The organism is Planctomycetaceae bacterium (assembly GCA_041398785.1).
Taxonomy (GTDB): domain Bacteria; phylum Planctomycetota; class Planctomycetia; order Planctomycetales; family Planctomycetaceae; genus JAWKUA01.
In genome coordinates this window covers 125,268-140,639 of the sequence record JAWKUA010000005.1, presented here as the reverse complement: position 1 = coordinate 140,639, position 15,372 = coordinate 125,268, and the positions used below count along the sequence as shown (strand labels likewise).

The 15,372-nt window shown below is 60.0% G+C and carries 10 protein-coding genes; 5 read left to right on the top strand and 5 right to left on the bottom strand.

The genetic code is table 11. The annotated features are described in order from the left end of the window. Positions 1–158 precede the first annotated feature (158 nt). Positions 159–971 carry an SDR family oxidoreductase gene (locus R3C19_07605; protein ID MEZ6060209.1) on the top strand — a complete coding sequence of 271 codons (813 nt, stop codon included), beginning with the start codon at positions 159–161 and terminating at the stop codon, positions 969–971. Between the two features lie 344 nt (positions 972–1,315). Here R3C19_07605 and R3C19_07600 read toward each other — a convergent pair whose 3' ends face one another. Continuing rightward, positions 1,316–2,116 carry an endonuclease/exonuclease/phosphatase family protein gene (locus R3C19_07600; protein MEZ6060208.1) on the bottom strand — a complete coding sequence of 267 codons (801 nt, stop codon included), beginning with the start codon at positions 2,114–2,116 and terminating at the stop codon, positions 1,316–1,318. A gap of 492 nt (positions 2,117–2,608) precedes the next feature. On the opposite strand from R3C19_07600, the gene R3C19_07595 reads away from it, so the two are divergent. Next, entirely contained in the window at positions 2,609–3,283 is a 675-nt protein-coding gene (locus R3C19_07595) for a phosphoribosylanthranilate isomerase (protein MEZ6060207.1), read from the top strand. Between the two features lie 10 nt (positions 3,284–3,293). Here the strand turns inward: R3C19_07595 and R3C19_07590 are convergent, their stop codons facing one another. Then, entirely contained in the window at positions 3,294–3,698 is a 405-nt protein-coding gene (locus R3C19_07590) for a hypothetical protein (GenBank protein MEZ6060206.1), read from the bottom strand. A gap of 1,014 nt (positions 3,699–4,712) precedes the next feature. On the opposite strand from R3C19_07590, the gene R3C19_07585 reads away from it, so the two are divergent. After that, positions 4,713–5,768 (top strand): DNA polymerase III subunit, encoded by a 1,056-nt coding sequence (locus R3C19_07585; protein ID MEZ6060205.1) that lies wholly within the window; start codon positions 4,713–4,715, stop codon positions 5,766–5,768. A 42-nt stretch (positions 5,769–5,810) separates the two neighbouring features. Next, positions 5,811–7,412: an aldehyde dehydrogenase family protein gene (locus tag R3C19_07580; GenBank protein MEZ6060204.1), complete on the top strand. Its 1,602-nt coding sequence runs from the start codon at positions 5,811–5,813 to the stop codon at positions 7,410–7,412. 90 nt (positions 7,413–7,502) lie between these two features. Here R3C19_07580 and R3C19_07575 read toward each other — a convergent pair whose 3' ends face one another. The 3 genes from R3C19_07575 to R3C19_07565 all read right to left on the bottom strand — a co-directional run bounded on the left by R3C19_07575 (position 7,503) and on the right by R3C19_07565 (position 10,133). After that, on the bottom strand, positions 7,503–8,474 hold the full coding sequence (locus R3C19_07575) for a lysophospholipid acyltransferase family protein (protein ID MEZ6060203.1): 972 nt from the start codon (positions 8,472–8,474) through the stop codon (positions 7,503–7,505). A 364-nt stretch (positions 8,475–8,838) separates the two neighbouring features. Further along, positions 8,839–9,069, bottom strand: a complete 231-nt coding sequence (locus tag R3C19_07570) for a hypothetical protein (GenBank protein MEZ6060202.1) — start codon at positions 9,067–9,069, stop codon at positions 8,839–8,841. A 125-nt stretch (positions 9,070–9,194) separates the two neighbouring features. Beyond that, complete coding sequence (locus R3C19_07565) at positions 9,195–10,133, bottom strand: hypothetical protein (protein ID MEZ6060201.1); 939 nt, start codon at positions 10,131–10,133, stop codon at positions 9,195–9,197. Positions 10,134–10,488: 355 nt separating this feature from the next. Here R3C19_07565 and R3C19_07560 point away from each other — a divergent pair, with 355 nt between their 5' ends. Further along, the gene (locus R3C19_07560; protein ID MEZ6060200.1) at positions 10,489–15,366 is read left to right on the top strand and encodes a GDSL-type esterase/lipase family protein; all 4,878 of its coding nucleotides are present in this window, start codon (positions 10,489–10,491) and stop codon (positions 15,364–15,366) included. Positions 15,367–15,372: the final 6 nt, after the last annotated feature.

Below are 15,372 nucleotides of genomic sequence, written 5' to 3'. Positions count from 1 at the left end.
TCTGCCATTCGATGACAATCCGATCGTTGTGTCCGCGAGGCCGACGCTGTTCCCTGCGCCGGTCAGCCACTACGCTTCGGAACTCTTGCAGAAACATGCGTATCCGGCCGCCGCCGCAATTCGCAGCGGGATGGCTCCCAGCTTCCAAAGGCATTGCGATGAAGAATGAGTTATTTGATTTGTCGGGCGATACAGCGGTCGTGATCGGGGGCACGGGAGTCCTTGGCGGCGGCATGGCGGATGCTCTGGCGGCCTTCGGAGCGAAAGTGGCGGTGCTGGGCCGCAATGAAGAACGAGGAGCGGCTCGCGTGAAAGCCATCGAAGACGTCGGCGGAACAGCAATGTTCTGTTCGGCCGATGCGATGAACGTTTCCTCCCTGACTGCCGCGCGGGATTCTGTCAACGAACAACTCGGCCCGGTCAGCATCCTGGTCAGCGCCGCGGGAGGCAATCGTCCGGGAGCCACGCTGCCTCCCGGAAGTGACTTCTGCAAATTGTCCACCGACGCGTGGAACGAAGTTTTCGATCTGAACCTTGTCGGCGGAGCACTGCTGCCGGCTCAGGTGTTCGGCGAAACGATGGTCGCCAATCAGCGCGGCAGCATCATCAACATCGCATCGATGGCCGGCATGGTTCCGCTGTCGCGAGTCGTGGCGTACTCCGCCGCGAAGGCCGCCGTCATCAACTTCACGCAGTTTCTGGCCCGTGAATGGGCGACGAAGGGCGTCCGCGTGAACGCCATCAGTCCCGGCTTCTTTCCCGCGGAACAAAACCGGGCACTGCTGTTCAACGACGACGGCAGCTACACCGAACGCGGCGGTCAGATCATCGGACATACCCCGATGGCCCGCTTCGGCAAACCGGAAGAACTGTCCGGAGCGGTCGTCTGGCTGGCGGCTCACAGGGCATCATCGTTCGTGACCGGCCAGAACATTGTGGTCGACGGCGGCTTCATCTCGACCACCATCTGACTCGCACACGGACACTCACTGCGAATCGGCCGCGACGATCGGGATGACGCGTCCGGTTAACTCGGCGCCCAGTGCAGGACTCGAACCGCTGACACTGGCAGGCCTGAATTCTCCGTAAGGTCAATGGGCAGGCGATCGATGTCGCACGGCAACGGACAGAGCTCATCAGTTTCTCGAACTGCCGCGGGAACGAAGGAGGCGATCACGGTGCCGACGAACAATCCGCTGGCCGATCAATCGAAAAATGCGGTATCGTCATCGCTTTGCTCACCGCTCCGTGCTGCATTGCTCAAAGGTGCGGTTACGATGTTTCCCGCGCATTGCGAGAACCAGGTTCCGGCCGGTTAGTTGTCCTGCACACCGGCGTGGCGCAATTCGGTGACGAGAAGTGAATGGTCTGACCCGGTGGTTGGTACGATCCTGGACGAGAGCGATTCGAAATGATCTGTGCAGAACACATAGTCGATTCTGAACTGGATGTGGGTTCTTCCCACAGGCCAGCGCCACGTCGGGTGCGCATCGGCATTCTCTGTGACGGCGGAAAAACTGTCCGTCAAACCAAGTTCGCGCAGCCGGCTCGGAGCCGATAGCGTTGAGATGCTGTTGAAGTCACCGCAGACAACCGTCGGTGCACCGGGGTCAATCACGCCGGCGATAACTTCGATTTCCTTCGCGTGCTCGGCTTCGACGGCGGTTAACCAGCCAAGAACCTGTGGGACTGAGGCGTCGCGAGGGACGCGAAAAGGGCTCAAGTGGACGTTGACCACCTGAATCTTCTGAGCCCCCTGGTTTACGTTCACAATGTATGTCCCGAACAGTCCGTGTTCGGCGGGAATGAACCGACTGTCGGAGAGACGATGTCTGGACAAGAATCCAAAACGGCCTGCCGCAAACTTCCGGGCGTCTCCATCGAAACTCATGTGCGGATATTTTTGCGCAAACTGTCGAGACAGGAAGCCTTCGGACTCGGGTGTTGATTCCTGAAGACAGACCACATCAGCATCGGAATCACCAATCGCCCTTGCGATGTCGGCCAGGTCGACGTTTCCCCAATTGATGTTGAATGACGCCACTCGCAGGATTTCGTCGGCATACGCAGTTGCCGGCGCGAGCGTGAAGAGAATGACTGCAATCACGTACCGCATGAATGCCTCCGCGCCAGCCACCGACCGGCATCACAAAGCCGCAGCAAGGTCTGCTTGCGACCGACGTCAACGTGCGATTGCTCGTGACTCAAAACCCTTTCGCTTACCGAAAGGCGCAAAGGGCAGGTACGGCAACGTACGAAATGAATTCTATCGCGGAATCAAACCGCACGCCAAACTGATCGTCAGCTCCGGCGATTCGCGATTTGCTTCGAAACGAGTCGAGATTGTTCATGGGAATCGCTATCCGCGTGAACATGATCCGTTGCTTTCGAGTGGTGATTACATTCAATTCGGTGGCTCACGCCGGCGCCTGCGAAGTTTCGGCCTGCCGGGCCTGCGTGCACTTGAGAAAACTTCGCTGTGCTCCTGATGCGCCGGAACATGCGCCCGAGCCCGAGTGGCGTTCAATTAGAAACCATCCAAGTCAGACACTACGGTATTATCATCCGCCAGCCATCGTTCATTGAACCAACCGACACTGAAGCAGCCATGTGGATCAAAATCTGCGGCATTACGAATCCGGAAGACGCTGCGGTCGCCTGCGATGCCGGAGCGGATGCCGTTGGACTGAACTTCTTTCCCGGATCCAGACGATTCGTGGATGCCTCCCGCGCGGCGCGGATTCGTCGCGGGGTCGGTGACCGAGCCGAAGTGATCGGCGTGTTTGTGAATTCTTCCGCGGACGAGATCTGCCGCGTTGTCGGCGATGTCGGACTGACGGGAGTTCAGTTCCACGGCGACGAACCACCGGATTTGATCGCCGCGGTTCAGAATCGGCTGCCGGGGACCAGGCTGATTCGGGCCATCCGCGTTGACAGCGACGGTTCGCAGACCGTCGATCGCCACCTGGAACAGCTTGCGGACAGGGGAGTCGTTCCGGACGCGATTCTGGTGGACGCCTTCGTTGCCGGAGAATTCGGAGGTACCGGAAAACGAGTCGACGCGAACCTGCTGAGACAGTCATTCAGGGAAAACTGGCCGCCGCTGATTCTGGCAGGCGGCCTGACACCGGAGAATGTCGAATCGGCGATCACCGAAGTCCGCCCGTGGGGAGTCGACACGGCAAGTGGTGTCGAGACGTCCCCCGGAAAAAAGTCACCTGAGAAAGTGAAGGCGTTTCTGGAAGCGGCCCGAGCAGCCAACTGCGGTGACGCTGTTCGCTGACCGGCTTCCGTCAGGCCTGTTTCATCGCGGCTGCCAGAATGCTGGACGTGCTTTCGCGCATGATGCGCGGGTCGACAAGTTCGCCTTTCAGCAGTGTCGCTCGCACGTCCTTGCCGGAAATGAACACGGGCTTTTCGTCGGTGTGATTGGACATCAGATCGACGCGGCCGAGGGATTCATAGTAGGCGGCGAATCCGACGTTGATCGGTTTGATCTTCAGGTCACCGTTCAGGTTGTTGAAGATTTCCTGAGCGTCGAAGTCGCCCCAGATCGCCGTGCCGTCGTGATACGGCGCGTCGGCGTGTTTACGACCGATGACAATGTGAGTGTAGCCCATGTTCTGGCGGTAGATGCCGTGCATGACGCCTTCCTTCGGGCCGCCATAGAACATCTTGATGTCCAGACCCAGCAGCAACACGCGATCCGGGACGCTTTCGCCGCGGAGGCTCCACGAGCGTATCTGGACGTCACCTTCATGATCGCGGTTTCGATCGGCTTCTCGTACGTTTTCATCCAGCGGGCCGGCGGCGTTGACGTCGTCGCCCTTGGTTCTTCGATCAGCGGATTCAGCACGGCTCCCGCGTTTTTGCCGGCTCGAATCAGTTCCTCCAGAGCGGCACAGAGCGTATTCGTGGAACGCGTTGCGGCGTGGATCGCAGTCTGGAACGCAACGACGACGTTCCATCCGGTTTGGCCAGTTTGGCTCGAACCTACGCGGATGTCAAGGACGGCAAGCGCAAAGTCCGGGTTCTTCGACTGTGGCAGCGAACGGATGGTTCCTCCCAGCGGGTGAAAAGATATTTTCTCATCGTTCTTCAGGCACCATGTCCGCGCCCGGGATGATCGGTGCGTTCCGTGCCGCGGGTAGCGTTCTGGTATCCACCATCTTGTCCCGAGGGATGGGTGTCGCTGCAGACTTCACGGTCGCGACGATCTGACCTTCCAGTTTGGCCAGTGAGACCTTCTTTTTGCGCTGGGTGACGAGCGGACGACGTCACAGGCGGAAATGCCAGCGGAGTCAGTTCGTTTGCATGCTTTCCGCCGGAATCGACCGTCGCGTTTTCCAGTACCTGGTTCCACTGCGCGCTGCGGATTATCGGACCGGTTCCGACGTTCCCTGACGTTCATCATGGTTGATCGATAGGCGGTGGAAAGATCAGCCGCGGAAACCGGGACTTTCGGCAGAAGGACAGCTTCGTGGGAAAATCGTCGAGTGGACTGCAAACGGGTGCAGCAGCAGGCTCAGTAGGCCGCCGTGTGGAGCAATCAGGTCAGACATTCGGACTCAGCTTTCATGGTTCAAATCGACTCGCAATGCCCACGCGGGTGAGCGGTGGCCAGAACCTAGAAAGCACCAGGACGCGTCAAGCACTTCTTGGCGCCGACCACGTCGTTGCCAATTCCCGGAACGAATCGCTACTCTGCCGCCATGCTGACCGACTGGCGACAACTTCGGGGACACGCGGAACAGAGGGAACTCTTCCGCCGATCGCTGCAGCGCGGCCGGCTGTCTCACGCGTATGTGCTGGCCGGGCCGGAAGGAATCGGCAAGCGGCAGTTTGCCCGACTGCTCGCAAAATCCGTTTTCTGCCGCAATCACGACATCGAAGAACTGGACGTCTGCGGCGACTGCCGAGCCTGCCGGGCATTCGAACACAATGCGTGGCCTGACTACCACGAACTGAGTCTGCTGAGCGGCAAAAACGAAATCGTCATGTCGCAGATGGTCGGAGACGACGACAAGCGCGGACGCGAAGGGTTGTGTTTTGAACTGGCGATGGCGCCGCAGGCTTCCGACCGTCGAGTGGCCGTCATCAACGACGCCAGCCGCATGAACGCCGCGACCTCCAACGCACTGCTGAAGACTCTGGAAGAACCGCCGGCGCAGGCGCTGATTCTTCTGATTTGCGACGATCCGGATGCTCTGCTGCCGACAATTCGGTCGCGTTGCCAGCTTGTCCGGTTCTTCCCCCTGCCACAGCCGGACGTCACCGACATTTTGCTGGCGGAAGGCAGCGTGGAGTCCGATGACGAAGCCACGGCGGTCGCATCACTTTCCGAAGGCAGCCTGGAAACCGCCCGGCAATTGCTCAGCCCGGAACTTCGCCAACTGCGAACTGCCGTGGCCGAACAACTGGCGCTGCTGGATCGAATGAAGCCGCTGGAAACAGCCGCGCAGGTCACCAGCGGCATCGAACAGATCTCGTCGGGAGTTCCTGAACAGCGCCAGAACGCTCAGTGGCTGCTGAAGTTCGTCGCCGACGCGATTCGGACACGACTGAAAAATCTCGCCGCGGGAGAAATGTCTGACCCGCTGACCGAGCGGCTGGGAATTCGCCCCGGAGTCGACCTGCTGGCTCCCATGCTGGAACGAACCGTCACCGCGTCTCAGCAGATCACCGGCATGTCGCCCATCCGCCTGGTCATGGACTCCCTGTTCGACGACCTGGCTCAGATGTGCCGAAGGAGCGTCAAGCGAAAGTAGACGCGCGGGGATGAGGATGAGTTGAGAGTTGAGAGTTGAGAGTTGAAGTCTGCGACCTTGCACATCGGCGAGATCTCGCGGCATTCGTCTTTGTCGTGGGACGCTGCAGACGCGATGCATCCGATCAGCGAAATTCTGAACCGACTGGGAGTCACCGAAGTCACTGCGGTCGCAGTCGGCGGTGACCGGATTCGATGCAACGGTGAAGAATGCGTGGCGACTTCGCCGATCGACGGTTCCGAACTTGCCAGGTTCGCTCTGGCACGCCCTGCCGACACGGCCACTGCCATCGCCGCGGCGGCCGACGCCTTTCTGAATTGGCGCAGCGTTCCGGCTCCCGTGCGAGGCCACCTGGTTCGGCGCTTCGGAGAAATCCTGCGTCAACACAAGGCGGATCTGGCAGCCGTCGTGACCTGGGAAGCCGGCAAGATCGTCCAGGAAGCACTCGGCGAAGTGCAGGAAATGATCGACATCTGCGAGTTCGCCGCTGGACTCAGCCGGCAGCTTCACGGTCTGACAATTGCCACAGAACGGCCGGCTCACCGCATGATGGAACAATGGCACCCGCTCGGCCCGGTCGGCGTGATTTCGGCGTTCAATTTTCCCGTCGCGGTGTGGGCCTGGAACGCGGCGCTGGCACTGGTGTGCGGTGATTCCGTGGTGTGGAAGCCGTCCGAAAAGACGCCGTTGTGTGGGCTGGCCTGCCACAGCCTGCTGATGAGCGCCGCTGCTGATGTCACCGATGTGCCGCCGGGATTGTTCTCAGTCGTGATCGGCGGACGAGACGTCGGACAGGCTCTGGCGGCGGATGTTCGCATGCCGCTGATTTCCGCGACCGGAAGTGTGCCGATGGGGCGCGAGGTTGCTCAAACTGTCGCGCGCCGACTGGGACGAAGTCTGCTGGAACTGGGAGGCAACAACGCGTGCATCGTCACGCCGTCAGCGGATCCGGAACTGGCGTTGCGAGGCATCGTGTTCGCCGCTGCCGGAACCTGCGGACAGCGCTGCACGACTCTGCGACGGCTGATCGTTCACAGCCAAATCGCGGACGGGCTGCTGGCGAAACTTCGCGGCGCGTATTCGTCACTGCCGATCGGAAACCCGCTGCACGACGGCACTCTTGTCGGCCCGCTGATCGACTCGGCCGCCGGTGAAAAAATGATGGCCGCACTGCAGGCCGCGCGCGATCAGGGCGGAACCGTGTTCGGCGGAGAATACGTGACGCGCAATGTTCCGGCGGGCGGCTGCTATGTGACTCCGGCGATCGTCGAGATGCCGCAACACGCCGACATCATGTTCCAGGAAACCTTCGCGCCGATTCTGTACGTCGTGCGGTATTCGAATTTCGACGACGCGATCGCGATGCAGAACTGCGTGAGCCAGGGACTGTCGTCGTCGATCTTCACCAGTGACCTGAAGGAAGCGGAACGTTTCTGTTCGGCCGCCGGCAGCGACTGCGGCATCGCCAACGTCAATCTCGGTCCCAGCGGAGCAGAAATCGGCGGAGCCTTCGGCGGCGAAAAAGACACCGGCGGCGGCCGCGAATCCGGTTCCGACAGTTGGAAGGCCTACATGCGCCGAGCCACCAACACGATCAATTTCGGAAACGAACTGCCGCTGGCGCAGGGAATTCGATTCGGCTGACGATCGAAACCTTTCGCGCGACGGCACGCTGATCACGGCGGCAGCGTGATCGCGGCGGTACGCTGTCAATGCAACATCGTGCGGCAGTTTTCACGCGGCCTGGCGACGCTTTGCCGCTCGCTTTTCCGGCAACGCTGTTTTCCAGCGGCGATGAACCCAGAAGTACTGTTCCGGCGCCTTCCGGATCAGGTCTTCCAGTGCCGACGTGAACTGCTGCGTCAGAGACTCCACATCGCGAAATTCGCGGCTGTCGATGATCTGCTGCGTGGCCAGATTGAACCGAACCCAGTTTGTGTTGCGCTGCTGATCGGCGGGCAGCCGGTACGCTCCACCGACGACAATCAATGCGTCGTACTGCAGAGCCAGCAGTCCGATCGACTTGAACGTCGACGCCGGTCTACCGAAAAAATCGGCGAAGACTCCCCGCCGCCCGGCGTCCTGATCGCACAGCAAGGCCGCCATGCCGCCGGCTTCCATCACCTCCACAAGCTCATTTCCCGCGCCGCTCTTGGAGATCATCCAGTTGCCGCTGGATTCCCGAAACTTCAGAAACCAGCGATGCAGGTACGGGTTGTCCAGGTCGCGCGCGACGACGCCCATCGGAAAACCAAAGTGGCCGAACGTGTTGACGGAAATCTCCCAGTTGCCGAAGTGGCCTCCCAGAAACAGCACCGGTCGCCCGCTGAGTGCCGCCTGCACACATTCGTTCCGCTGATAAAAATCCAGATAACTGCCGCAGCGGTCCAGGCGAAATCGACGCTGCAACTGAATAATTTCACACACCATCCGGAACAGGTGTTGCCACATTCCCAGCACGATGCGGTCAACTTCGGCGTCCGGCGTGTCTTCGCCAAACGCCGTGCGAATGTTGTCAGCGGCCACCTGGAATCGCGTGAGTCTGCGGGGCAGCAGTCGAACGAACCATGCCACCGAATCCGCGACTCGCCCGGCCGTCGCGACCGGCAGGCAGCGCAGACAGAAAACCAGGCAGCAGAACACACCGTATTCGGCCAGGTATCGAAGTTTTCGAGCATCCATGCTGTTGATCTTTCGCGGCGACATCCGGTCGCCGGCTCCGGTCAGACGACGGATCGGGCCATTCGGAAGTCCGATCGCATTGCTCGCGGAGGAACATAGCAGATGCGGCCCGGTCAGGGCGACGTCTCTTCGTCAGCGAATGCCTTGTCAGCAGTGAGTTGATGCGTGGCGTGGCGCCGGCAGCGCCAGTGGTTTCCTTAGGCGTGCGGCCGATGAGAATCGACCCGCCAGCCGCAGGGCGCTAGCCCCGGTTCTCAGCGTACACAACCGCGGCTAGCGCCGTGCGGCTTGCGGGCAGGTAACAGCTCAGCTGCCGCTCGCCTTAGCGCAGACGCACTGGCACAGCCGGTGTCGTGCATCAAAACACGTTGGCCAGGGCACCTGGAATTCACTCACCTTCGGCGCCCGACTGAATCCGCTTCACCAGCCGCCGCATGGCCTCTTCCAGAACCTCGTCAGAATCAAACAGGCCCGCGTCGATGGCGGCCCGGATGTTGGCCAGCTTCTGCATCCTGCGAACTTTCGAATCTGCTTCCTCCGCGGATTCGTCATGTTCCTCCGGCAGCGCAACCTGTTCGTCGTCATCAGGTTGAGAGAATCTGTTGCTGGACGACGACACCCGGCACCTCAATCGGCAATCAGCGTCACTCAACGACACGAACGCAGGAACAACCACAGCGACAAGATCGTACGCGCCAGTGCCGGTGCGGTCCACGACATGAAACATCGTGTCCGCGGCGTCTGTTATTCCGCCGGCGGGATGATCAGCACTTCGGGATTCACCGGGCTGTTCGAAACCGGCGTGTCCTCTGGCGGTCCTTCCGGCGTTTCGTCCGGCTTGGCGGTTTCCGATCCGAAGATCGACAGTTGGCCGATGGGGATCTCAAACCGCTCGGGTTTCTTCTGCACTTTGGCGTTGATTCGCGAGGCAAGTTTCGGGCCTTCTTTTTGAATTCGACGGTCCAGCAGCGATTCAATCGCCCGGCCGAACTCGCGGATGGCCGGTCCCTTCAGGTGACTAACGCTTTGCAGACGAAAACCGTCCAGTCGCAGCGACGCGGAACGAACTTGCGGCACGAAACTTAAGGCGATACCGGAGTCGCGCGTCACGACTTCATTCGTCACATCGAACACAGCATCGATGGACAGATCGGCCAGCGCCCGTCCGCTGATGCTGTAAAGGCGCACGCCGCGGTTCCATTCCTGCCGGCGACCGGCGACCTGCACGCGAGTCGACGCGGTGACTCGAAAACTGCGGACTCCGTCATCGTCCGGAGGCAGCACGACGACCTGCAGTTTCAGGTTCTGCTCCGGGTCGACCAGCGACACGACCGCTCGCTGCCATGTGCCGTGATTGACGTTCTTCCAGCGGCGGCTTGTGTCCAGACGGAACCCGTCCAGGCCGACATTCAGTCCCGACTGCACTCGCTTCTGCCGACCCCAGTCGTCGTCGTCTTCGAATTGTCGCGGCGCGATCAACAGAATCAGCCCGCGAATGAAGTCCGTCGCTTCGTCCGACAGCGGCACGGGTTCCGACACCGGCATGGGTTCCTGAATCGCGAACTCCTGAGGTATCAGCGGCAGACCTTCCGGCGACTGACCGCGCGCCGGAACAGTCAGCGTCGCGCCAACGCAGACCGCCAGCAACAGTGAAGGCAGGTGTCTGACCGGTGAACGAAGCATCCGAGTTTCCATCTTTCGTATCGTCGTCCGGTACGCGTCCCGGACTGGCGACCACGGGTTAACCACAACAACGTTCATCTTCTCCGCGAGCGTCACGCATTATCCCCTCGGCCGAGAAGCGGGAGAGGGAGATTTTTCGGCGTACGCCAGAAAAATCGCGGTGAGAGCCTGCCAGGAGCTCGCGTCCGCCGGCAGTGTATGCGGCAAGGCCACGGACGGGCAGATCGAACTTCCTTGAGTGACGCTGTCGGACCGCGTACGCTTGCTTCATCGGTGTCCACAGCTTCGTCAGCCGGCAACTGTGGCATTCGCGAACGCGGCGGCATCCGATGGATCATTTTTTCGGAAGTCTCTAGTGACACACGTCTTCCCACGACAGATGGTCGCTGTCTTGCCGGCCGTTGCCGCGATGCTGCTTCTTTCGGTGTCTGTTCAGGCCAACGAACCTCTGACGCTGCAACCCGGCGATCGCGTCTGCGTGATCGGCAATACGCTGGCCGAACGGATGCAGCATTTCGGCTACTTCGAAACGCTGCTGCATGCGAAGTTTCCAGGTCACAATCTGGTCGTGCGGAATCTGGGATATTCCGGCGACGAAGTTCGCTTTCGCCCGCGATCGAAGGGATTTGGAACTCCCGACCAGCACCTGACAATGCAGCAGGCCGACGTCGTTCTGGCGTTCTTCGGCTTCAATGAATCGTTCAGCGGGCCGGAAGGACTGCCTACATTCGAAGCCGAGCTTGATGCGTTCGTCACTCATACGCTGGAACAGAAATACAACGGTGAATCAGTTCCCCGGCTGGTGCTGGTGTCTCCCATCGCGGCTGAAGACACCGGGAATCCTCACCTGCCGGACGCCTCCGCGACAAACGTCAACCTGCAACTTTACACGCAAGCCATGCAGGGAATCGCCGACAGGCACGGCGTGCCGTTCGTCGACCTCATGGGCCCGACGCTCGATTTGTACATCCAGCACGACGAAAACCTGACGCTCAACAGCGTGCATCTTTCCGAAGACGGTTACAAGACGCTGGCTCCGGTGCTGATGCATCAACTGTTTAACCGCGAGCCCTGGCGAGCGCTTGGCTCACCGACTTCCGACGGCAGCGGGGACGCACCTGGAACAGCACAACAAGACCGCAAGCCCGCAGAAAACAAGCAAGCCGCAACCAATCAGCTGCCGCCAGAGCGACGCGCTCCCCAGGGGTCGCGGTTAAACATGGCAAGCTACTCCCAGTCCTTCGTACCCCTTCGCGCAGAGGTTCTCGAAAAAAACTTCCACTTCTTCCACCGCTACCGAGCCGTCAACGGCTACTACATCTACGGCGGTCGGTCTCAGCTTGACCACGGCAACCCGCCGTTCACGGATTCGTATGTCGTCGAAAACGAACGAGCCAAACTCGATGAAATGGTATCGCTGCGAGATCAGCGGATCTGGGCGGTCGCTCGCGGCGAAACGGTTCCCGCCGAAATTGATGACAGTGCGACTCGGCCGCTGTACGACGTGCCGACCAATTTCCACCAGCCCGTGCGAATTCTGCCGCCCGAAGAAGCGAAACAGAAATTCGTTCTGGCCGACGGATACGACGTCAATCTGTTCGCCAGCGAAGTTGAATTCCCCGATCTGAAGAACCCGGTGCAAATGACGTTCGATCTGAAGGGCCGCTGCTGGGTCGCGACGATGCCGTCGTATCCTCAGTACCTGCCGCCGAACAAACCCGACGACAAGATTCTTGTTCTGGAAGACACCGACGGCGACGGCAGAGCCGACAAGCAAACCGTCTTCGCCGACGGGCTGCACCTGCCGACCGGTTTTGAACTCGGCGACGGAGGAGCCTATGTCGCTCAGGAACCGAACCTGATTCATATTCGTGACACAAACGGCGACCTGGTCGGCGACGAACGCCGAATCGTGCTGCATGGTTTCGATTCCGCCGACTCGCACCACGCCATCGGAGCGTTCACGTGGGGACCCGGCGGAGGTCTCTACATGCACGAGGGCACGTTTCATGTGACCTCCGTGGAAACGCCGTATGGACCTGTGCGAAACGCATTTGGAGGCGTCTATCGTTTCGATCCAACTCGCGAAAAGTTTGAGACCTTCATTCATTACAACTTCGCAAATCCGTGGGGCTCGGCGTTTGATGAATGGGGCAACATGTTCGTCGCGGATGCGTCCGGCGGCGAAAACTATTTCGCCACGCCGCTCAGCACTCGGGCTCCGCAGTACACCGGACAGGACGATTTCGGGCCGTTTCGTTTCGCGTATCAGGAACAAATACAGCAGTGGTTTCCCAAGCGAGTCCGGCCGACATCCGGCTGCGAATTCGTCAGCAGCCGCCACTTCCCTCCGGAAGCGCAGGGCAATTTTCTGCTGAACAATGTCATTGGCTTTCAGGGAATTCTGCAGCACACGGTGAAGGAAGTCGGCAGCGGTTTTGAAGGGAAGGAGATTGAACCGCTGCTGTACTCAACCGACCGCAACTTCCGCCCGGTGGACCTGGAATTCGGCGGCGACGGAGCGTTGTACGTGGTCGACTGGTTCAACCCGCTGATCGGCCACATGCAGCACAGTCTGCGAGATCCCAACCGAGACAAAACTCACGGCCGCATCTGGCGAATCACGGCGAAGGGAAGGGATCTCTTAACGCCGCCGGATGTTGCAGATAACGATATTGAAGGTCTGGTGGAGTTGCTGGCCGAACCGGAATATCGGACTCGCTATCGGGCGAGGCTGAAGTTGCGGAAATTCGACACACTTGAGGTAGCAATCGCGCTCGAGCGATGGTTGGAACGAAGCGTTAAGGAGCGCCCGCGTCACGATCACAACATCTTGGAAGCACTGTGGGTTTTGCAACATCACGACACCGTTTCTTCGTCGAACCCGATACTGCGCAGTATGGCAAACTGGTACCTATTGCTGTGCATAACTTCTGACGACTATCACGTCAGAGCTGCTGCAACGCGGATATGCGGACACTGGTGGCATGCCATCGATGAACTCATTGCAGCGGCCCAATTGGACGAGGAGCCCGCAAGAGCGGTCTTTCCCACGAGATTTGAACGGCATTCGCGGGAAGGATCTCATCCACCAAACATGCCGGAGGGCCTGACTGGATTGGGATTGCTTCGCAGCGCTGTGAATGACAAGCACCCGCGAGTCCGTCTTGAAGCCATTCGAGCGTGTAGCTTCTTCGAAACGCCGGAAGCTGCCGAGATCGCTCTCGAAGCTCTCAAACATCCCACCGACTACTACATCGACTACACGTTGCGGCACACGATCCGCCGACTCGAACCGTACTGGATGCCGGCGCTGGGTACCGGGCAGCCGTTCGCGGTCGGCAACCCAAAAGGCATCGAATACATCGTCAGCCGGGTTCCCACGTCCGATCTGTTGGGCATGAAACGCAGCGAACCGGTTTACACCGAATTGCTGACGCGAGACGGCATCGTTCACAGTTACCGCATGGAAGCGATCAACGGCCTGGCCCAACTGCGGGGCACCGATCCGGTCACCGAAACTCTGTCCGCAATCCGGCGACTGGACGAATCTGAATTGGAACAGGCCGATCGAGTCATCGCCGACATGACTCACATGATCGGCATGACGAAACCCACTGATCTGAAACCCAAACGAGATCAGATTGCATCGCTGTCCGAATCCGCCAATCGCGGCATCACTCGAAAAGTGGCAACGGTCGCTTTGGTCGCCGCCGATGGTTCCGCCGATCAGTTGTGGGACGATGCAAAGTCAAACGCGGTGAAGCTCAACGCGTTGCTGGAAGCTGTCCCGCTGATTCAAAACGCCGGCGTTCGAGAATCGCTGTACGATCGAATCCAGCCGCTGCTGACTTCCGCGTCCGGCGATTCGGCTGAGTCCATTCGACGTTCCGCAGCCGTTGCTCTCGCTTCGATCCCGAACCACGACGTCGAATCCTTCCGTTCGCTGAAGCCGCTGATGGTTCAGCCGGACTTCCGCGACATCGCCGTCCGGGCCGCTCAGAAGCTGAACCGCAGGGAACTGCCGCCGAATGAAACTCGTCCGGTCATCGACGAACTCATCAAATGGATCGAATCCGTTCCGCCGACGGATCGCACTGCGGGAGACGTCCTGGACGCGATCCAGCTTGCCCGCGATCTGTCAACCACGCTGCCTCGGGAAGAAGCCCTCGACCTGCGCCGCAGAATCAGCGACCTGGCCGTCGACGTGTTCATCGTGCGGCCGGTGCCTCATCGCATGATTTACGACCGCACCGACCTGTATGTCCAGGCGGGCAGGCCGTTTGAGATCGTGCTGGACAACGTGGACATCATGCCGCACAACCTTGTGGTCACACAGCCCGATTCGCGGACGGAAGTCGGACTGCTGGCCGAACAAATGGGAGCGTCGCCCGATGCGTTCGCCAGAAATTTCATTCCCGACAGCGACAAAATTCTGCGCGGCACGAACATGCTGCAGCCGGGCGGGAGTCAAAAGCTGCAACTGACGGCTCCGACGGAACCAGCCGATCTGCAGTTCGTGTGCACGTTCCCCGGACACTGGCGAACGATGTGGGGAACGCTGCACGTGGTGGCCGACGTCAGCGACATCCCGTTCGATCAGTCGAACCCGGCAGGCGAAGTTGAGGCCGGCGAGATGCCTCAGCGGCAGTTCGTTCGCAAGTGGAAGCTGGAGGAACTCGAACCGGCACTCGCCAACCTGAACGAAGGCCGCGTGTTCGTTCGCGGGAATTCGCTGTTCAAAGAACTTTCCTGCCTGCAGTGCCACCGGATGAAGGGTCAGGGCGGCGACGTTGGCCCGGACCTCACGATCGTCGGCGAGAAACTCGCTGCCGGAACGATTTCACCGAAGGATCTGTTGCGGGCGATTCTGCAGCCGTCGAATGAGATCGAACCGAAGTATCGGACTCAGATCATCGTCACCGGCGACGGGCGACTGCACGGCGGAATTGTCGTCGAAGAAACCGACGATCACATCCGGCTCGCGCACAGCCCGCTGGATCAGACGAAACATGTTGTCGACATTCTGAAGGCCGACATCGACGAACGCAGTGAGTCGATGATTTCCGTCATGCCGGAAGGGCTGCTGGACACGCTGACTCGCGACGAAGTGCTTGATCTGCTGGCATGGATCATCGCCGGGGGCGATTCCGGGCATCCGGCATTCAGCCGCAGTGTGTTGAATTCGCCCGATGCCTCGGAAGTCTGTTCGCTTCCGGCGGAAGAACGGTGATTGCGG

What these genes read in the sequence shown, in the direction of transcription:
- R3C19_07595 (MEZ6060207.1), top strand. Translation starts at nt 2,609, where the DNA reads ATGTGGATCAAAATCTGCGGCATTACGAATCCGGAAGACGCTGCGGTC.
- R3C19_07600 (MEZ6060208.1), bottom strand. Translation starts at nt 2,116, where the DNA reads ATGCGGTACGTGATTGCAGTCATTCTCTTCACGCTCGCGCCGGCAACT.
- R3C19_07585 (MEZ6060205.1), top strand. Translation starts at nt 4,713, where the DNA reads ATGCTGACCGACTGGCGACAACTTCGGGGACACGCGGAACAGAGGGAA.
- R3C19_07565 (MEZ6060201.1), bottom strand. Translation starts at nt 10,133, where the DNA reads ATGCTTCGTTCACCGGTCAGACACCTGCCTTCACTGTTGCTGGCGGTC.
- R3C19_07575 (MEZ6060203.1), bottom strand. Translation starts at nt 8,474, where the DNA reads ATGTCGCCGCGAAAGATCAACAGCATGGATGCTCGAAAACTTCGATAC.
- R3C19_07605 (MEZ6060209.1), top strand. Translation starts at nt 159, where the DNA reads ATGAAGAATGAGTTATTTGATTTGTCGGGCGATACAGCGGTCGTGATC.